Annotated in this window: 16 protein-coding genes and 1 pseudogene; 3 read left to right on the top strand and 14 right to left on the bottom strand. The window is 62.4% G+C overall.

Features of this window, described 5'->3' with window-relative positions; all coding sequences use genetic code 11:
- Nucleotides 1–115 precede the first annotated feature (115 nt).
- Nucleotides 116–781 (bottom strand): annotated as a pseudogene (locus FB600_RS34825) (DUF932 domain-containing protein); the annotation flags it as partial.
- Nucleotides 782–1,262: 481 nt separating this feature from the next.
- Between FB600_RS34825 and FB600_RS34820 the strand changes: the two are divergent.
- Together FB600_RS34820 and FB600_RS34815 are read left to right on the top strand one after the other, a co-directional pair.
- Entirely contained in the window at nt 1,263–1,775 is a 513-nt protein-coding gene (locus FB600_RS34820) for a hypothetical protein (protein WP_105829681.1), read from the top strand.
- Between the two features lie 44 nt (nt 1,776–1,819).
- The gene (locus tag FB600_RS34815; RefSeq protein WP_105829680.1) at nt 1,820–2,281 is read left to right on the top strand and encodes a Fis family transcriptional regulator; all 462 of its coding nucleotides are present in this window, start codon (nt 1,820–1,822) and stop codon (nt 2,279–2,281) included.
- Between the two features lie 279 nt (nt 2,282–2,560).
- Here FB600_RS34815 and FB600_RS34810 read toward each other — a convergent pair whose 3' ends face one another.
- On the bottom strand, nt 2,561–3,136 hold the full coding sequence (locus FB600_RS34810; RefSeq protein WP_105829679.1) for a hypothetical protein: 576 nt from the start codon (nt 3,134–3,136) through the stop codon (nt 2,561–2,563).
- 551 nt (nt 3,137–3,687) lie between these two features.
- On the opposite strand from FB600_RS34810, the gene FB600_RS37985 reads away from it, so the two are divergent.
- Nucleotides 3,688–3,861, top strand: a complete 174-nt coding sequence (locus FB600_RS37985) for a hypothetical protein (protein ID WP_226285244.1) — start codon at nt 3,688–3,690, stop codon at nt 3,859–3,861.
- Between the two features lie 705 nt (nt 3,862–4,566).
- On the opposite strand, the gene hxsC is transcribed toward FB600_RS37985, so the two are convergent.
- The 12 genes from hxsC to FB600_RS34745 all read right to left on the bottom strand — a co-directional run bounded on the left by hxsC (nt 4,567) and on the right by FB600_RS34745 (nt 18,022).
- Nucleotides 4,567–5,784, bottom strand: a complete 1,218-nt coding sequence (gene hxsC / locus FB600_RS34800; protein ID WP_105829795.1) for a His-Xaa-Ser system radical SAM maturase HxsC — start codon at nt 5,782–5,784, stop codon at nt 4,567–4,569.
- On the bottom strand, nt 5,778–7,235 hold the full coding sequence (hxsB, locus tag FB600_RS34795) for a His-Xaa-Ser system radical SAM maturase HxsB (RefSeq protein WP_105829678.1): 1,458 nt from the start codon (nt 7,233–7,235) through the stop codon (nt 5,778–5,780). Before hxsB ends, hxsC begins: the two co-directional genes overlap by 7 nt.
- A gap of 9 nt (nt 7,236–7,244) precedes the next feature.
- Nucleotides 7,245–7,529: a His-Xaa-Ser system protein HxsD gene (gene hxsD, locus FB600_RS34790; protein ID WP_105829794.1), complete on the bottom strand. Its 285-nt coding sequence runs from the start codon at nt 7,527–7,529 to the stop codon at nt 7,245–7,247.
- Nucleotides 7,530–7,540: 11 nt separating this feature from the next.
- Nucleotides 7,541–7,837, bottom strand: a complete 297-nt coding sequence (hxsA2, locus tag FB600_RS37550; RefSeq protein WP_105829677.1) for a His-Xaa-Ser repeat protein HxsA2 — start codon at nt 7,835–7,837, stop codon at nt 7,541–7,543.
- 381 nt (nt 7,838–8,218) lie between these two features.
- The gene (locus FB600_RS34780) at nt 8,219–10,063 is read right to left on the bottom strand and encodes an FAD-dependent oxidoreductase (RefSeq protein ID WP_036033360.1); all 1,845 of its coding nucleotides are present in this window, start codon (nt 10,061–10,063) and stop codon (nt 8,219–8,221) included.
- Between the two features lie 207 nt (nt 10,064–10,270).
- The gene (locus FB600_RS34775; protein ID WP_226285245.1) at nt 10,271–11,677 is read right to left on the bottom strand and encodes a helix-turn-helix transcriptional regulator; all 1,407 of its coding nucleotides are present in this window, start codon (nt 11,675–11,677) and stop codon (nt 10,271–10,273) included.
- 638 nt (nt 11,678–12,315) lie between these two features.
- Nucleotides 12,316–13,113: a thioesterase II family protein gene (locus FB600_RS34770; RefSeq protein ID WP_105829676.1), complete on the bottom strand. Its 798-nt coding sequence runs from the start codon at nt 13,111–13,113 to the stop codon at nt 12,316–12,318.
- A 1-nt stretch (nt 13,114) separates the two neighbouring features.
- Complete coding sequence (locus tag FB600_RS34765; RefSeq protein ID WP_036033358.1) at nt 13,115–14,386, bottom strand: cytochrome P450; 1,272 nt, start codon at nt 14,384–14,386, stop codon at nt 13,115–13,117.
- A 23-nt stretch (nt 14,387–14,409) separates the two neighbouring features.
- The gene (locus FB600_RS34760) at nt 14,410–14,664 is read right to left on the bottom strand and encodes an acyl carrier protein (protein WP_036033357.1); all 255 of its coding nucleotides are present in this window, start codon (nt 14,662–14,664) and stop codon (nt 14,410–14,412) included.
- 36 nt (nt 14,665–14,700) lie between these two features.
- Nucleotides 14,701–16,815 carry a beta-ketoacyl synthase N-terminal-like domain-containing protein gene (locus FB600_RS34755; RefSeq protein ID WP_105829675.1) on the bottom strand — a complete coding sequence of 705 codons (2,115 nt, stop codon included), beginning with the start codon at nt 16,813–16,815 and terminating at the stop codon, nt 14,701–14,703.
- Nucleotides 16,816–16,817: 2 nt separating this feature from the next.
- Nucleotides 16,818–17,723 carry a class I SAM-dependent methyltransferase gene (locus tag FB600_RS34750; RefSeq protein ID WP_226285246.1) on the bottom strand — a complete coding sequence of 302 codons (906 nt, stop codon included), beginning with the start codon at nt 17,721–17,723 and terminating at the stop codon, nt 16,818–16,820.
- 2 nt (nt 17,724–17,725) lie between these two features.
- A complete protein-coding gene (locus tag FB600_RS34745) occupies nt 17,726–18,022 on the bottom strand; it encodes an acyl carrier protein (RefSeq protein WP_226285247.1) in 297 nt (98 codons plus the stop codon).
- Between the last annotated feature and the right edge of the window lie 20 nt (nt 18,023–18,042).

The following is an 18,042-nucleotide window of genomic DNA, read 5'->3' as shown; positions in this document are numbered from 1 at the left end:
GGCGCCAGTTATGTGGAGAGCAGCAGCTGAGACCCGCCCCTCGCTGCCGGTCGCCGGCGAAGCTCCACGTAAGTGCGTTATCCACATAAGTGCAGTTATGGGGAGCTCCTCATAACTGGACGCGATTAAACGTGGTCCACAGGTCATCTCCGGCGTCCTCGCTGCGGCGTGCGCGCAGCACCTGGCTCTCCGTGATCGGGGCCGGGCCTTCGGTGGTGTCGTAGCGCACGGCAAGCGCCGCGCGTGCGAAGAGGTGTTGCTCGTCCTCGGAAAGCTTCACGGCTTCCATGCTGGCCTTGGATTCCCGGATCAGGTCGAAGCCGTCGAGAATCAGGTGAGCCCCGCCGACAACCTCGTCCACCACGTCGCCGGTATGGCGCACGCGAACCTCCTTGGAGAAGTTGCCGACCACCAGCCCATTGCTGCAGACCTTCCGAAAAAATCCGCCCATCATTTGGTAGGAAGACGATCCATCGTGGGAATTGACGAGGAGAATCTCGGGAGAATCGCCCGTCGCCAGCTGGGACGCATGCCGCAGTCGAAGCACGTGCTTCGCGTGCTCGCGCCGGTCCTCGTCGCGCACCACCGTTTGCGCCGCCATGAAGGGTTGGAAACCTTCGCGACGCAGGCTCTCGACAATCTTGATGGTCGGGATGTAGGCGTAGCGGTCTGAGCGCGATTCGTGCTTGGCCTCAGCGAAGATCGACGGCGCGGCCGCGCGGATCTGATCGTCGGTCAGCGGGGCGTGGGAACGTGCAAAATAGGCATTCCGGTTCATCATTGGCTCCAAAGAAAGTGGTTTGGGTGTCGAGCTGACCGGGACCGAAGATTTGGCGCCCCGCGTAGGGGTTGTGCCGTTTCGTCCCGACCTCGGCTTCCTGCTGCCGCCGGTCCCGTGAGTTCGTCGCCCTGCGACACACGGAGCGCGGCTGCGGGGCTGCGCAAGGGCGGCTGCGAAGCGGCCGGCGGAGCGAACCCTTGCGCGGACACGCGGACGTGCTACGGTCGCGGATTTGGGCGGCGAACTGGCGGGATCGGCGGGGGCGAGTGGTGGGGCAGAACGCGCACGCCGCGCGGCGAGCGCCCAATCGGGGCGTAGCCCCGGCTGTCTAGGGTTGAGGGGTTCGCGTTAGGGATTGAAGCCCGCAGGGCCGAGACCGAAGGGCTCGGCGCGCAGCGCGAAAGCCCGACCCGGCGTGCAGCGCCGGGGAACGCCCGACGCAGGGGCGTATGCTAAAAAATCAATAGTCGACGATTTGGCCATGCTGATACAAGAAAACGGACAACGCATCACGCTCCTTAGAGCGTCGCCGGCGCGCGTGAAGGAGCCTGCCTCGAGCAAGGCACGCGGGCGCGCGCAGCGCCACACGGTGGTCGGCGTGTTCGCGGTCGCCGACGGCGTGCCGGAGTCCATTCGGCTCAGCCTGGCGCCCGCGGAATCAAGGGCGCTCGACCGGTGGCTGGCGGCGTTCCACGCCAGCCAGGCGCAACGTGCGGTGCCTTCGGACACGCGCGCGACCAACCGGCCAGGCCTCGATGACCTCCTTTCCACGCTCGAGGCGATCGCGATCCTGGTGGATCCTGAGGCGGCGCAGACGGTCCGGGGAGAGGTCCAGCTCGTGAGCCACGCGCTTCGACGCGGTGGCCACGCGGGATCCGGTCGAGGCCAGCGCGCTCGGCACCCGCTGCTGGCCACCGAGATCTCGGCGATGAGCGAGGAGCGGCTCATTCGCGCCGGCGCCGCGCCGGCGGCAGCGGCCTGCTCGGCGAGCTGACCCGCTCGCGCAGAACACTGTCCAAAGTTGATCCGATTTGCGCCATGCCAAAAACCGTATCCAAGTTGAACCAGCATGCGGCCCGATCTCGGTTGACGCAGTTAGGCAAACGAAAGCTGCTGCCGTTATCGAAGGAAGCCGTCGACGCGATGGCCATGCAGTACCACACGGCGCTCGTCGCGCTGCAGGCGCGGCAGGGGGCGGAACACGGCGTCATGATCCTGCTGCAGATGGTGGTGGTCGCCGGACTCATCGGCGAGGCCACCGCGGTCAAGATCGATCCGGCCGTACTGGGGAAGCTGGAATCGGCGTTAAACGCCGCGCTCAAGCGGGGGCAAACCACGGAAGAATGGTTCCTGGACGCCCCGGCGCACGACCTGTGCGCGGCGCTGCTGGCCGAGCACGAGCGGCAGCTGCGCGTCACGCCGCTGGCCACGCTGCAGGAAGTGCTGGCGAGGGTCAAACGCTTCGCCGGGGGAGAGCGATGTGGAAGTTCCCGGGGCTAGACCACCAGGCTTCGGGACGGACAGCCGGCGCCGCGCGCCCTGTCTCGATGTGCGGCAAGGCTATGGTCGCAGCGACGTGGCGACGAACGACGGCTTCGGCGAGGCGGACCTCGGGCCGCCATGTGAAACTCGCGTGCATGACGCCACGCGAGTTTCCATTCCGGTCTAGGAGTGTCGAGGGCGGGACCGGGGGCCCGTCGCCAAACGCGTGGTGCCTATAGCCAGCGACCACCATGTAATTACGAGCGCCCCGTAGGAAATGCCCCTCGATCTTGCGGGTTATGCCCGGATAAACATGCCGTAGCCAGTGCCGTAGAACTGCCCGGCTGCATTTCCATATCCGGTCGTATGAACGAGCGTCGCGAGCGGGCGCCCATTAGCCGGATCGTTGATCGTCATGGTCAGTTGGCCGTTCCCGATCGTGAGCGTCAATGCGAGGTTGACGCCGATCACATTTTCGGCGTCAACAACAGTTCCCTGCAAATAAAAATTCTGAATGTTGATGGACGTACCCTGACCGGTGGCATGCCCGGTGAAAGTCACCATGGTTCCCGAGTGAGGAGCATTGGGGCCGATAGCGATCGGCCCCCCCGAGATCTGGATCGTCTCCGTTTGCGGGCCACAGTTGCAACTGCAGCCGCACCCTTCGAAGCAAAAGTAGCCGCCGATGATTTGCTGGCACCCGCACCCACAAAGACTCTGCGGGTGTACCTTTTGATTGAGTACGGGCTCCAGCGCCGGCCGTTGGCCGGCCAACTCCTGGCGAGCTTTCACTTCCGCGTCGTAAGCCGCTTGGGATTGTTGTTTCAGTGCATCAACCTGCTCTTGGCTGATGTCTTGGAGAGATGCGGTCATTTAAGTGCCCCTAAAATGGTTTTTGATAATGGTCCGAACGCATATCCCCCTATGGACCCTCCAAGGTGAATGGCGCTCGAATTACTCACTGCTGAAAAGGTATGATCATTTCAACAGCGTGGCTATTTAACGATTCGTCGGCCGCACCATCAACTGTCACTATTGACAGCTTTAACTCTCTAACATTTTAAGTTTTAGTCCGCACACACTTATTTATAGAGGCAGCTTAATACTTTCATTAAGTTACGAAATTTATTTTTCTCCGCGCCGCTCACGATCGGGAATTACGGCGCCCCCGGTAGTCAGTGTGTCTAGAATGACGAGCCCTGCCGTCTCAAATTCATGGCGTGCGACCACGTGCCATTCAGTTGGGGCTTCGCTGTCCAAGCTGAAGCAGCACGCGGCCCATTCCAGGCTGACACGGTTCGTAAAGCGAAAGCCTCTGCCGCTATCAAAGGAAGCCGTCGACTCGATGACCATGCAGTACCACACGGTGCTCGTCGCGCTGCAGGCGAGGCAGGGGCGGAACACGGCGTCATGATCCTCTGCACATGGTGGTGGTCGCCGGGTTCATCGGCGAGGCCACCGCGGTCAAGTTCGCCCGCCGTGCTGGGGAGCTGGAATCGGCGTTAAACGCAGCGCTCGAGCGCGGGGTGGCCACGGGAGGATGGTTCCTGGACGTCCAGGCGCACGACCTGTACGCGGCGCTGCTGGCCGAGCACTAGCGGCTGCTCTCGGCGAGATGCCGGGTGTCGGAAGCGCCGCTCTCGAGCAGCCCGACTGTACGCACCGAACACTAGGAAGCGAACTGCGGCAGCGAATGGTCCTTGTCCCGCTCCAACATCCAGTTCGCCCGGCGCTGGAGGTACCCCGGCTGACGGCTGACGGCTGACGGCCACTTGCTGCCGTTCGCCTGAGTCATGCGGTGGTCGCTCGAACGGCTTATCCACTCCGAAACCCGCCCAATACTCAACGCACCTTTGTCGGTCTTTGCGGACGTTCGTCGGTCACGGGATGCGGGCGGCTGCCGCCAGTTTGCCGTCCTTCGTCGTACGGTGCTTGTGAACGGGCTCATCAATTAACCGCCGGTAACGAGCGCGAGTATTGCTAGAATCCGTTCTGATCGCGGACGAGGTCAGGAGGGCGAGGTTCACATCCGTACGTTGTTTTCGAAAGCGATGGAATCGCAGCCGTTTTCGCTTTTTGAGTCTGACCAGCAAGGATACCGACGGCGAGGTTCCCCAGAAATGGGTGGTGGCAACGGTTCGCATGCGCCAGCCTCAGGCCCCTTGATGTTTTGCGGGGCTGTTCTTCTGGTTGAGATTTTCCCCCGACTCCGACCGAAGTGGGCGGGCTCTCCGAGAGATGAAGCGCCTACCCTGCCAGGCAGGCAATCGATGCTATCGAAAAGCAAAGTCGCCTTCTGTCGCTCAACTCGCATGTTCGCTTCCGAACGGTCGAATATGCTCGCTATATCGGTGTTGCACCGCCGACGAAAAGAAGCCGCCACATTCATGTTTGCGTTTGCACGGGTCGCAAGCCTCTACGTACTCGTTCTTCCAATCCGATATCGAGCGCCGGTATGCTCGCAGCACGTCATCGTTCACAAGACAGAGTTGATGGTTATAAACCGACAGAGGAATGCCATAGGCTTCCAGCATACCAACTGCCCGGCTTAGAATATCCTTATAGGAAAATTGATCGATCCACAACGAATCCATATTCGCCCTCGTGAATCCCGTTATTTCCAGACCCATAAGCGCTACGTGATCGACGAATGTGAGATTCCTGGCTATAAAGTTAGCAAGCGATTCGAGTGTCCGAATGCTTAAAGCATGCAATACCACGCGGATCTCGACCTTTTGCCCGAGTTCTTTAAGATTCAGGATGCCTCGAACAGTTTCATCGAACGCGCCTTTTGCTTGCACAATATAATCGTGGGTAGACGCATCATCCGAATACAACGGAATTCCAACAATTAGATTCGGATGGTTAATGGCCGCGTAATCCTCTGCGAAAGGACGATGAGCGAAGGCCCGCCCATTTGAAAGAATCTGGACTTTGGTATGGGGAAGCAAGTTCTTCGTCAGTCTGACCGTTTCAAGGAACCGATTGCCAAACAGAGTAGGCTCACCACCAGAAAGAGTTAGAGCTTTGACTGTTCGGGGCATCAGTCTGATCAACTGCTGATTCTCATCGATCAGCCAGCTGTCGTCGATATTCTTCGGCGGTTGTGAACACATGAGGCAGTAGTGCTGGCACTGCTCAGTCATGAGGATGCTGTTGTGCGGACTGCCGTGCCGGTACAACACGCGAATACTTTTCTGGTCGGCGTTCAATCGAACGATGTCGCCGTCGCCGATATACGCAAACTCGTCGGAGAGCACTACGAGCGATGAATCGACCATATGCGCTGGGAAGCGCTCTGCATCTCGTTCGAGGACGAGGTAGTGGCTGTAGCCGTCGGGAATGTCTCCGTCGCGCAAGAAAAAGGCGCTCAAGCGGCGGATCGCAGCTGTGACAGGTCGTGATCCTGATACGACAGGCAGCAGCGTTGTGGATGACGTTGCACGGGGAATCACCTCGCCCTTCGGCGTCAGCTGTTCTATCGGAAGAATAGATATGACTTTCCCGCGTAAGGTCAGCATGCCGCAACCCATCCCTGAAAAATTGCTTTGGCTTCCGGATCAGTTTCCATGATCGTGATCAGGCGGCGGAATATCGCCATGTTCCGGCGACAGAAATCCGAGGAGGGCTTGCGTCCGACAACATCGCCGTGAATGGCATGCGCGTACACTGGGTCGGCGCCGCAGTATGGTTCAAACGCGCATTCCGAACACATCGGAACTGAAAGAGTGAAGGAGTCTTCAAGCGCATTCAGCAAGACATCAGAAAGGAAAATCTCTTCGTAGCTGTTTTGCAAAACATGACCCAGTTTGAAGGTCATATCTCCCATCTCGGCGAGCATTCGCGCCTCGTCCGAAGCGAACACGCCGCCGTCGTAGTTGCAGACCACAGCAGCGATACCCGCACCCGCCGGGTTCATGAGATCGACGTACCCGGGATCGTTGGAAGTCAGCATCTTCTGCAGAACGAGCGACGCGTAATGCTCCCGGAAAGGAACCCCCTTCCGATTCAGGTCAATGATGTAATCCAGCCCTGCAAAGTAAAACGGCAGCCATTCTGCTAGCCCGTACGACTTGATAGCCTTCGTTTTGACCGCGAATCCATACGGCGAAAGCGGACGCAGAAATATTCCACCGAAACCCAGCGACAAGTATTCGTCGATGATTTCTTCGACACGTGACAGGCTGTGTTGCGTCGTTGTCGTCATCGCCGAGATCCTATCGAAGCCGACGATTTCACGTGCACGTTGCAGCCCGGCGACGTAGCGTTCGTGGCTGTCCCGTCCAGGTCTGGGACGATTTCGGTTATGCAGATCGGCGGGACCGTCGAGAGATGTCGAAAGCAGAATCCGATGGTCGCGGCAGTATTCAAGAATTTCTTGCGTGGCGAGGGACAGCGTCGTCGCAATGACGATCTCCAGTTCACGAGATTCTGTTTTCGCGCGTCGCTCCACCTTCTCGACGATGTACCGTACAAGCTCGAAGTTCAGAAGGGGCTCGCCACCTTGAAACTCAAGCTTCAATGCCGGCGACGGAGAGCGGAACATCAAATCGATCGACGCGTTGGCGACCTCGCGAGACATGTCGAACGCTTCGCGATTTTCCGATTGCCGCGATACTTGGCAATAAGGACAGCTATGGTCACAACGGAGCGTTACGACGAAAATGTGGAGGTTGGTGAAGTTCGGGAGGCGCTGATAACGGGTTCGCGCTTTGAGCGCGAGAAGTTCGCGAGGCGATTGGTCGCCACTGACCTCAATCAGATGCTTCGTTCTCGCACTACGAAAGACTGGCTCGTCAGGGCGCAATTCGTGGCTGACGAGACGCTTAAGGTCCTGTCTTCCAAGCGTGACATACTCGCCTGCCATATTGGTGACGACATAGCGTTCGCCATCCAATTGAGTGAAGTTGAACGGCAACAACTGATAGTCGCCGTTCGCGTCGAACGCGGACGGCGGGAGAAACTTGGCCACATCCGGCTCCTACGTCAGACCTGTACGCGAAAATGCGTGTGCAAGAATGAGATGTCTGATCGACTCGGTTTCTGAAGCGACCTGCTTCCGAAGGGCCTGATCGAGGACTTCCTTATGGAAGTCCTGAATCAGAGCGTCGTGGTCGACTTCTTGTGAGTTCAAGCCCACCGTGCAATGCACGTATTTTTCATCAAGCTGGAATTCAACGCTCATCCGATCGATAAATCTATACGCCGCCTTCTGAATGACATCGACTTCGAAAGCGCCTCGATCGAAGTCGATCTTATAGCTCATGCTAGCCATGCCTAGTAAGACGAAGAGCTATGGGACGAGTGTGAGCTATGCGACGCGTGCGACGAGTGTGAGCTGTGATAAGCCATCAGTTGTCCGGCTTCCGAGCGCTTTAAAACAAATTTGAAAGCCTCGCCGCCTGCTTTGACGTTCAGATCCTGAGACGCCTTACCCGAATCGAGACCGTCGATTGTCGCGGACGCGCCATGGTGTTCCGTGCCGATGGTCGGGGTAACCACGGCCGCGTTGGAGTGCTGGGCAGCCATCGCTGCAGCGAGCGTACTTACTGGCACCAGAAACTTAGCTTTCATAGCAACGGCCTCATGCGTTGGAAAAGTGGAAAATTGTGCCGACTTGTTGTAACCATTCGTGACGCAACTAAGGTTAGATGAAATCTCATGTTTCTGTAAGCTCTAACTACTTCCCAGCGTTGCTGTCTTCGTATTTGTTACAGTTTGCCGACACTGTCTTGAGACGGTCGTGGGAGAAACAAACGTTTGCGTTGCCACCTAGTCATCTGACGACCGTTCAAGCCGGCAAGCCGTCACTGATGGGCGAATACACGAGCGGCGGGAAAGGGTCGGCTACAGCCGGTCGCGCCGGGCCGCTTTCGGCCAGGAACGGTCAGTCGACAGGCCGGCGAGGCGCCGGCACGCCGTGTAGCAATTTTCCGAGCGTTCTTGAAGCGCAGCTCAGCTCACCCGGGTGAAGCCGTCGGCACTCCAGTATTCGCTGCCAACGCCATGATGGGCGAAGAACAGGCCATCGCGATCGTATTTCTCCTTGATGGCGAGCAGCCGGTGGTAGTTCGCTCCCCAGAATGAGCGCTGCCAGTTCGCATCGAAGAAATTGCTTTCCGCCACATAGGAGCCTGGGTTCGGTACCAGCTTGCGCACTTCCGCCATCGCGCGCGCCACGGCTTGCCGGTCGCGACGTGCCGCCGCGACATGACATTCGTGACCTCGAATCCCGGGATAGGCGGGCGGCTCCGCTGCCTGGCAAATCAGCAGCGCGAATGCGTCCAGTACAGCTGGATTCATCGCCGTGTCGCCAGCGGCGGCAATCACCTCGGCACTGGCTCCGGCTAGCCCCTTGTTGAAGTGCAACGTGATATCCCATTGGCGTGACGCCGCGAACAGCGCGTCGGCGAGCGCGTGGCGCCGGTCGTCGTGCAGCAGGCCGGCCGGCAGCCAAGCGGATTCGTAGCCGTGCAGCACGTGGCCGGCATCCCAGCGGTCGGCCGGCCAGAATATATTGGCCTTCGGCGCGCCGGGTCGATCGTCGCTGCTGACGAAACCGAACAGCTTCTTGAGCATAGTCGGTGCCCAATAGCTGCGAGCCGAGGCTGCCACGATCTTCGGCGGCCAGAACCGGACAGTGAAATCCTCCGGCGCACGAGCGACGAAATCCATGAACGGTCGCCAGATCGTCTGCGCCCGGCTGCGGCCGAATCCCTGGAACACCATCGCGACGTCGAGGACATTGTCGCGGCGCAGCGTGATTTGTTCGCCCCAGTGCGGATTGATGAGGTTCTGTCGACCGAAGTCCATCATGGCGCCGACTAGTCGGCGAAACGCGGCAGCAGATCTTGCCTTGATCGTGATGTTGACCGCACCGAACGTCTCCGGTAGCTCGTGGACGCGCAGCGTCAGCTGCGTGACGATGCCAAAGCTGCCGCCGCCTCCACCCTTCAGCGCCCAGAACAGGTCCGGATTGGTGCAGGCATTGGCCAGCCGCACTTGGCCATCGGCCGTCACTACCTCGGCTTCGAGCAGGCTGGCGGCGGCGAGGCCGTAGGCTTTCGAGAAACTGCCGAATCCGCCGCTCTGTATCAGGCCGGCCACTCCGACCGTCATGCAGCCGCCGCCTTGTACATAACCGCCACCCTGGGTCGTGACGGTATCGTAGACATGTGCCCATAGCGCGCCGGCACCGATCGTGACGGCCCGCACCGGAGCGGCATGCGCTTGGCAACCGTCGGCGACAAAGGCGTCGCGCAGCACGATATCGTTCATCCTGCGTGTCCAGACCAGCAGCGAGTTTGGGGCGTTCGAGGTGCCCTGATAGCTGTGCCCGCCGCCTTTTACCACCAGGCGTAGGGCGTTGCGGCGCGCGAAATTGACTGCGGCGACCACGTCGCTGGTATTGCGGGCGACCACCGCATAGACGCTGGGTGCCGAGGTCCAGGCGTCGACCCAGCCGAGCGATTGCGTTAGGCTGACGTCGTCGCCAATAAAGTACGGATTTTTGAGCGCCTTGAACAACGCCCCGCACGCGCCGTGGCCGGGGGCCGAGATGCAGGCCTCGAGCGGTGATCGTACGCTGACGAGGCCGTAGCCGACTTGCTGGTCGAGCTCGCGCCATGCCGCCTCGGACGGCCAGCCCGGATCCCCCGGGCGCACGCAGGCGAACCTGCCGCCCCCCGCCGGCACGGACGCAAGGGCGCCCGCTCGCAGCCCCGAGAAACAGGCGATCGCGGCTAGCGATTGCAGAAAACGCCGTCGCTTGAAGGATGGAATGGGATTCGGAGAGGTCATCGGTAGGCGAGCAAGCTCAAGGTGGTCCGGGCCGTCCGGCTATGGGCGAGTTGCCGACGATCCGGCATGCCAATCAAACGTAGCTTGGAGCCTCCCGAACTGCAATCATCCTGGGGCGAGCCGGGTCTGCACTGGGGTGACCCGGATCGTCCCACGCGGTTCGTCCGTGGCATGAAGGGCGATCCGCATTGAACGGCCGGGATGTCATCAAGCCAGCCGCGCCTGCTGGGTCCAGCCCGACCTGGAGGATGCTGACCTGCTGTCCCGTCTGGCCCGCTGCGGCGCGTTTTCCGCCGGCGCGACCTTCGACGATGTGTTGCATGCGCTCCAGCCGGGCAGGCCGAACGCCATACAGGCCTCCTCCGAAACGGTTTCGGCCGATTGCTCCACTTCAACGCTGACGAACCGATAGCCGGTGTCGACACCGATGCTGCCGAGGATTTCACGGCCCTCGGTTTCGGTGGCGAACGCAAATGCACCTGGACGAGCGGCGGGGTCGGGCTTCGACCATAGCGGTTTGCCGAAATGCGAGCCGAGATAAACGCCGAGCAGATCGGACACGGCGACATACACCAGCTTTTTGCCGTCGAGCGTCGGCAACAGACCGCGATCGGCCGCGTAACGGGCCGCGTCGCGGATGTTCCGGGAGCCGGACTTCGCGACCACCTCGGGGAAAATACGCTTCAGCACATCGCGTTCGCTGAGTTCCAGCACCGATGCAATGTCCTTGGCCGTATTGCCGGCGGCAACCGCTTTTAATACCCGCAGATCGCGCGAGTTGAAATCGCAGGCCTCGATATCACGGGCGCGCCGCGCCGCCAGTTGCCAGTCGAAGATCTCCGCCGCCAAGCCACGCAGGTACATCGCGCTTTCCTGAAACGGGCGCTCGCCGCCGTCCGCGGGCAGAACCGGCGAAGCCAGGTAGAGCACGCCGAAATCGTGCGTCCCCGGACGATGAGTCGGAAAACCTGCCCAACTGCACAAGCCATGCTGGCGGGCTGCCACGCCCATGTCGTACCAGCTGCCTTGCAAGTTTTCGAGCAGGCCTGTCGTCGAGCTGTAGATGGGGCGATTTGAGGCGAGCGCATGCGTCAGCAAGGCGTCGATCGCGAACCAGCGCCGCTGCACGTAGAGCTGAAAAAATCCGCGGTCGCCGTCGACCAAGGCCACATGTGTGCGCGGCTGGCGCGTCTGCGGATCGAAATTCACGTACATCGCGCAAAATGCGACTGCGCCCAGACGTGTGGTTAGCTCGGATATCGTGCGACTCAATTCGGCTTCCGACCGGACGGCGGCCAGGGTTTGAAGCGGATCTCTGGCTGGCTCAGTTTTTACTGCCGGCTTGGCGAGCCGTGCCTGAACCCGGCCATTCAAAAATTCCACGGCCCGCATGCCGAGATCACTGTCCGGATCCTTGTCGATAAGCTGTTTGACGCGAATCGCGGCATCCGCATACATCAAGGTGAAACTGACTTCTCCTTCTCGGCCCGCGCCGATCATCGTTTCACGCTCGATCAGGATATCTGCGCCTTGCTCGTAAATGCGTATCGAGTTCTCGCAACCGAGTCCGCGCGACGAGAATATCTTCATCGGTCGTTTTGTCTGCCAGCCCATGCAGCCTCCGATATGCATTGTCATGTCTTCCGGATTTGCCTCCGCACTTCGATCTATATTGATCGATAGTGGAGCACTGCTTGATTTTCGCCTTCAACACCGATGTGAAAATACGCTATACCTTGAAATTCCAATTCAGTAAAAGTTTCCGTTCCTGCCATTTTGCTTTCGAAAAGCACTCGAATAGATGGTAATGGAAAGAAAACAGTGGGTTTTGCGGAAAGGTGATCCTGAGTCGCCAGGCCTGCAATGCAGGCAGAAGATCCAGGTTAATCAGATTCAAGAGCTAACTTAACGCAGTCGAAAAGATAATGGCTTATACGAAATGATTTATATCATCGTTCATTTTTAAAGTGATTTTCTGATATACGAGGAGGTCAGCGTCCTTCGTGATCGACGGGCGAATAGTGAGACGAATCCCCGCTAACTAGCGGTAATCCGTTCCGATTGAATTCAGGCATGCTCACATAATATACCGCGCAAACGTTTTCGCGCGACCCGGTCGGCGATTTTCGTTCTGCGCGGCCTTGCCGGATTCAAATTGGAATGCGCGATTCGAGCGGGAAGCTGCGGTGCGGGACGAGGCATGCGCGCTTCGGGATGGAGGCGATATCAACGAATATCGGCACGCAGCGGAATCATCCCGGTGGGCGGGAAGCGGGTTCCTCGCTTCGATCAGCGTAGGGCGCAAGCGTGGCGCTCAGGATCTCGAATAGTTCGGCCGGCCGGGCGCGGAAGAAAAAGTGGTCGCCGCTGCAACTGCGCTCGTCGAAGCGGCCGGTGGTCAGCTCGCTCCAGCGTTGCAGGCGGGTGCTGTCGCAGACCGGGTCGTCGGTGCCGCGCAGCGCGGTCAGCGGCAGTGTCAGCGGCGGCTCGCAGCGGTGCACGTATTCGGTGTTCATTTCGAGGTCGGCCCGGATCAGCGGCAGGAAGAAGCGCAGCAGGTCCATGGCATCGAGCAGCCGTGCGTCGAACGCGCCGTGCTGGCGCAGTATCGCGACGAGTTCCGCGTCGGGCAGGTGGTAGGTCTTGGCATAAGCCAGCGACAAATGCGGTGCGTCACGCCCCACCACGCACAGATGGCAGGCTTGGGTGCCGCCGGCGCGACGCAGTGCGCGGATCGTCTCATAGGCGAGCAGGGCCCCGAAGCTGTGGCCGAAGCAGGCGAAGGGCTCGAGACTGGCGGCCTCGATCGCCGCGGCCAGCGCATCCGCCAAGGCGTCGAGCCGGGTGAACGGCGGCTCGCGGTGGCGGCGCTCGCGTCCCGGCAATTGCACGGCGACCACGCGCAGCCAAGGCGGCAATTGGCGATTCCAGGCCATGAACTGGCTACCGCCGCTGCCGGCAGCGCCGAAACACAGCAGCGTCAGGCTGGCGGCTGGCTTGTCCTCGAGCCCGGCCAGCCACGCGCGGGCCGCCGTCGAGTGGGGCTCCACGCTAGGGCTTCGCGAACAGATGGTTCATGCAACGTAGCACGGTGTGCTCGCGATAGCTCAGCTCCTGCGGCAGCATGCGTAGCGTGGGGAAGCGATCGAGCAGGGCGGCAAACGCTTCCTGCGCTTCGATGCGCGCGAGCTGCGAGCCGACGCAATAGTGAGCGCCGTCGGCGAACGAAAGGTGATGGATGCGCTCGCGGCGGATATCGAACACGTCCGGATCGGTGAAGCGCTCCGGATCCCGGTTGGCCGAGCCGAGGGCGACGTAGACCTGGTCTCCCTCGCGGATCGTCTTGCCGCCGATCTGCACCTCCTGCAGCGCGGTACGCGAGGTCATCTGCAGGGGCGTGTCGTAGCGCAGGATTTCCTCGACGGCATTGTTCATCAAGCCTGGTTGTGCGAGCAGCAGGCGACGCTGTTCGGGATGGCGCATCAGGGCCAGCGCGCCGTTGCCGATCATGCTGATGACGGTCTCCTCGCCGGCACCGAACACCACGATGATGGTCGAGATCATTTCGGCGTCGCTCAGTCGATCCTCGCCGGTGCGCGCCTGGATCAGAGCGCTGATCAGGTCGTCGCGCGGTTCGGCGCGGCGCCTGGCGATCAGGCCGCGCAGATAGTCCATGAACTCGATCGAGCATTGATTGAGCCGGGCGTATTCCTCCAGCGAGACCAACGGATCGAAGATGCGGCTGATCACGTTGGCCCACGCGACGCACTGCGGAAAATCCTCGGCGGGCAGGCCGAGCAGGGCGGCGATCACGTTCTGCGGTAACTGGCACGCGTAGTCGGCCATCACGTCAAGGGTATCGGCGCCATGCAGACGGTCCAGCAGGTCCTCGGCGCAGCGTCGGATCACATGACGCATCTTCTCGACGTTGCGCTTTTCGAAGGCCGACGACACCAGGGCGCGCAGCCGCGTATGATCCGGCGCCTCCAGAAAGGCGAACCAGTTTTCCGAATTGGCGATCAGCGCGTCGAGGTTGTCGGGCTGGTTCGGCGAGATCCGGCGCGACTTGAGCATGGCGTTCTTCTTGCGCAACTGGGAGGGAATATCCCAGGCGCCGAAGCGGCGATCCTTGAGTACCGCGCGCACGTCCTCGTACCGTCCGAGGAACCAGACCCCTAACGGGCTGCGATGCACCGGATCCTGGTCGCGCAGGCGCTGGTAGCAAGCGTAGGGATCCTTGTTGAAATCGGGGTGGCGCGGATTGAAGAACAGCGCCGCGTGCGGCGGCGAGGCCGGACTGATTGGGAGCGCGGTGGCGGACATGGCGGACTCTCGTGGCGCGACGCTCAGGCCGGCTGGACCAGTGCGGCCGACAGGGCGGCGATGGTCGGATACTCCCAGAACAGGGTGATCGGCAGGTCCCGGCCAAGCTGCTCGCTTAGCTCGCGGCTGACGGTGACCGCGACGGCCGAGTCGAGCTGGTAGTCGGCGAACGGTCGCTCGACCTCGATGCTCTGCGCCGGTACCTCGGCCAATTGGGCGAAGCGTTGCACGAGCCAATGCTGGATGGCGTCCTGGTGAGACAGAAAAGTTGTGCTCATGGTGATGATCGGAAAGGAAGGAATCGGCGCTGGCGCTCAGGCGAGCGTGGCCAGCAGGTGGTCGGGAATCACGTGGTGGCGGCGGCGCTGGAACGGATACAGAGGCAGCTCGGCACGGCGAAATCCGTCCAGCGCCGCAAATGCGTTCCAGCGCAGCGAGAAGCCCTGGCGATACAGCGCGGCAACGAGCCCGGCGCATTGGCCGGCATATCCGGCGTGATCCACGGCGGGCCGCCAGGCGATATCGGCGGGCGCGGCGGCGCTCGTGTCGGCATCGGTATCGGCGAATACCAGGCAATCGGCGGCGCCGGCCGGCAAACCCTTGCTCGCGATCAAGCCGGCGTACCGGCAGGCGCGCATCATTTCGCTGAGCAGGGCGGATCCGGCGAGTTCGCCGGTATCGACCCGGCGCATGCCCAGCAGGGCCAGCAAGGCTGTCAGCAGACTCAAGGCCGGCGCGGCGGGTTCGTTGGCCGTGGCCTCGGCCGGCGCAGGCTTGGCGAGGCCCTGCCAGCCCACGGGAAATCCGACCGGGAGCGCGCCGTCGCCCATTACGCCGGGCGCGAGCCCGAGCCGCAAGCGCCGGGTCCCGGGTCCGCCCGGTGCGATCGCCTGCAGGCCGTCAATGGCGTCTTGCCAGCCGCAACAGAGCAGCGCGTGGCGATGCGCATGATGTTGCCGATGCGCGAGCGTGCTCGAACAGAAATCGCGCAGCAGTGCACGTCCCGCACCGGCCTCTTGCAAGCTCTGCAGGTGTTCACGATAGGCCTCGCACAGCGCATGCAGCGCGGGCTCGCTGCGGGCGCTGGCGAACAGCAGCCACGGCGTCGCGTCGGGGGCGACGGGCGGCTCGTGCGCGACGAGCGGGGCCTGTTCGAGGATCAGGTGGGCATTGGCGCCGCCGAAGCTGAAGGCGCTGACACCCGCGCGACGCGGCGCGTCGCCGGCGGGCCAGGCCTGGGTCCGGGCGCATACGCGCATCGCGTCGCTGTCGAGCTTGAGCAGCGGGCTGGGGGGATGGCAATGCAGGCTGGCCGGCAGCACGCCGCGCTCGACCGCGAGCGCGGCCTTGATCAGCGCCGCCACGCCGGCGGCGGCCTCCAGATGGCCGATATTGGACTTGACCGAGCCGACGTGGCACGGTTCGTCCTCGGTGCGTCCCGGACCGTAGGTTTCCCGGATGGCCTGGAATTCGATCGCGTCGCCGAGCAGGGTGCCCGGGGCATGCGCCTCGACGTAGGCGATCGAGGCCGGGGCCACGCCAGCGCGCTCGAGCGCGGCGCGCATGACCTTCGACTGGGCCGCCCGGTAGGGCGCGGACAGGCCGTTGCTGCGCCCGTTGTGGTTGATCGCGCTGCCCCGGATCACGGCTCGCAGGCGATCGCCGTCGCGGCGCGCCAGATCCAGCGGCTTGAGCAGCAGCACGCCCGCGCCCTCGCCGCAGACGAAGCCATCAGCATCCGCGGCGAACGGCTTGCAGCGGCCGTCGCGCGAGAGCATGCCGGCCTGGGCGAACGCGATGCCGTTGGCGGGCGAGAGCATGAGCTGCACGCCGCCCGCCAGCGCCAGCTCGCATTCGTCGTCCTCCAGCGCCCGGCAGGCCAGGTGAATGGACGCGAGCGAGGACGCGCACGCGGCATCGATGGCCACGCTCGGCCCGGTCAGGCCGAACACGTACGACAGCCGGTTGGCGATCACCGCGCCGCTGGCACCCGTGCTGGTCTGGAGATTGATGTGCTCGAACAGCGCCGACATGCGGCGGTCGAAATCGCGCGTGCTCACGCCGAGATAGACGCCCACCTCCCGGCCCACCAGGCTGGCCGGCGGGATTCCGGCATCCTCGCAGGCGTGCCAGGCCAGCTCCAGCATGCAGCCCTGCTGGGGATCGAGGCTACGCGCTTCGCTATCGTCCAGGCCGAAGAAATCGGCGTCGTAACAATCTCCGTCGGCATCCATGCCGGCCGTCGGGCAGTAGGTACGGCCCGCTTGCCCCGGCGCGTCGCCTGCCACGCACCGGGCATCCCAGCGCTGCGGCGGCACCGGGCCGACGCAGGCCCGCGCCTCGAGCAGCGCCTGCCAGAACGCCTCGATGCCGGGGGCCCGCGGAAAGCGGCCGGCCATGCCGATGATGGCGATGGGGCGCTGTGCCATGATCAGCGCACGGTCGCGAACGCTTGCGCGGCGGGCAGCCTGCGCAGCGCGAGCCGGCTAAGGTTCATGCTGCCGGTATGGAAGGCGACCACCATCAGGGCCAGGTATTTCTCGTAGTCGCGATAGGTGCGCTCGCCGGCCAGGGCGATTGCCTCCTCGCGGCGCTGGCGCAGCCGCGCGCTCCACTGGCGCAGCGTCCGGGCATAGTGATGGCGGTCGTTGCGCAACTCCACGATCTCGAACAGATGCTGCGAGGCCTCGGCGATTTCCGCGAGATGGGGCAGATCGGACTCCGGAAAGATCGTCTGCTCGAAGAACTGGCTGAAGTGCTGGCGGGCCGAGTTTTCGTAGACGATGGTCTGCAGCGACACGTGGCCGCCCTCGACCAGGTTGCGCGAACAGAAGCGGAAAAAATCCCGGTAACCGGCGATCTTCTCTTCACGCGATTGGTCGAGCCGCGCGAAGTGCTCGAATGCACCGATCGAGACGATGCCGTCGTAGGGGGCGAGCGCTTGATGATCGGCCCAGCTCTCAAGGCGCACATCGACGCGATGCGGGTCGAGTCCGCCGAGAAAGGCATGCTGTTCCCGGCTCAGCGTGAGGCCGGTGCAATGGCAGTCCGGGTTGCCCTGGAGCGCGCGCCGGATTAGGCCGCCCCAGCCGCATCCCACGTCGAGCAGGCGTCGAGCTCCGGCGCTGCCTGCGCGTGCCAGATGCCAGTCCAGCTTGTTGCGCTGGGCAGTTTCGAGGTCCTCGTCGTCGCGATGCCACAAGGCGCTCGAATAGGTCATGGTGGAATCCAGCCACAACGCGTAGAACGCATTGCCCACGTCGTAGTGGTGCTGGATCGCTTCGGCCGACGCTCCGGTCGGCGTCGCGGCAGCGGTCGCTGCGTCGAGCGTCTCCATGCTCATGCCGCCAGCATGCCGGCGAGCGCGCCGATCGACGGATGATCATACGCAGCCGCGGGATCGATCTCGACCCCGAGCCAGTCGGCAAGGTCGCCCGTCATGCCGACCGCGGCGGAAGAGTCGAGGCCGAGTTGCTGGAAGCTCGCGTCGACCTCGATCTTCTCCACGGGCAGGCGCAGGATGTCGGCGATGTATTCCCGCAACCACTGAACGATGCGCTCTTCCCGGCCCGGCTCAGCGCCGTCGCTCGGAAGGGGGGCGGCACCGTGTTCGGCAAACGTCATCTCGGCCATCATGTTTCCTTGGTAGGGGGGAT

Source organism: Burkholderia sp. SJZ089, assembly GCF_007828315.1.
Lineage (GTDB): Bacteria > Pseudomonadota > Gammaproteobacteria > Burkholderiales > Burkholderiaceae > Burkholderia > Burkholderia gladioli.
The sequence above is the reverse complement of the archived record's forward strand: the minus strand, read 5'-3'. Positions and strand labels throughout refer to the sequence as shown.

What these genes read in the sequence shown, in the direction of transcription:
- FB600_RS34820 (WP_105829681.1), top strand. Translation starts at nt 1,263, where the DNA reads ATGCTGATACAAGAAAACGGACAACGCATCACGCTCCTTAGAGCGTCG.
- FB600_RS34815 (WP_105829680.1), top strand. Translation starts at nt 1,820, where the DNA reads ATGCCAAAAACCGTATCCAAGTTGAACCAGCATGCGGCCCGATCTCGG.
- FB600_RS34810 (WP_105829679.1), bottom strand. Translation starts at nt 3,136, where the DNA reads ATGACCGCATCTCTCCAAGACATCAGCCAAGAGCAGGTTGATGCACTG.
- FB600_RS37985 (WP_226285244.1), top strand. Translation starts at nt 3,688, where the DNA reads ATGGTGGTGGTCGCCGGGTTCATCGGCGAGGCCACCGCGGTCAAGTTC.
- hxsC (WP_105829795.1), bottom strand. Translation starts at nt 5,784, where the DNA reads ATGCTGACCTTACGCGGGAAAGTCATATCTATTCTTCCGATAGAACAG.
- hxsD (WP_105829794.1), bottom strand. Translation starts at nt 7,529, where the DNA reads ATGAGCTATAAGATCGACTTCGATCGAGGCGCTTTCGAAGTCGATGTC.
- hxsA2 (WP_105829677.1), bottom strand. Translation starts at nt 7,837, where the DNA reads ATGAAAGCTAAGTTTCTGGTGCCAGTAAGTACGCTCGCTGCAGCGATG.
- FB600_RS34780 (WP_036033360.1), bottom strand. Translation starts at nt 10,063, where the DNA reads ATGACCTCTCCGAATCCCATTCCATCCTTCAAGCGACGGCGTTTTCTG.
- FB600_RS34775 (WP_226285245.1), bottom strand. Translation starts at nt 11,677, where the DNA reads ATGGGCTGGCAGACAAAACGACCGATGAAGATATTCTCGTCGCGCGGA.
- FB600_RS34765 (WP_036033358.1), bottom strand. Translation starts at nt 14,386, where the DNA reads ATGTCCGCCACCGCGCTCCCAATCAGTCCGGCCTCGCCGCCGCACGCG.
- FB600_RS34760 (WP_036033357.1), bottom strand. Translation starts at nt 14,664, where the DNA reads ATGAGCACAACTTTTCTGTCTCACCAGGACGCCATCCAGCATTGGCTC.
- FB600_RS34755 (WP_105829675.1), bottom strand. Translation starts at nt 16,815, where the DNA reads ATGGCACAGCGCCCCATCGCCATCATCGGCATGGCCGGCCGCTTTCCG.
- FB600_RS34750 (WP_226285246.1), bottom strand. Translation starts at nt 17,723, where the DNA reads ATGGAGACGCTCGACGCAGCGACCGCTGCCGCGACGCCGACCGGAGCG.
- FB600_RS34745 (WP_226285247.1), bottom strand. Translation starts at nt 18,022, where the DNA reads ATGATGGCCGAGATGACGTTTGCCGAACACGGTGCCGCCCCCCTTCCG.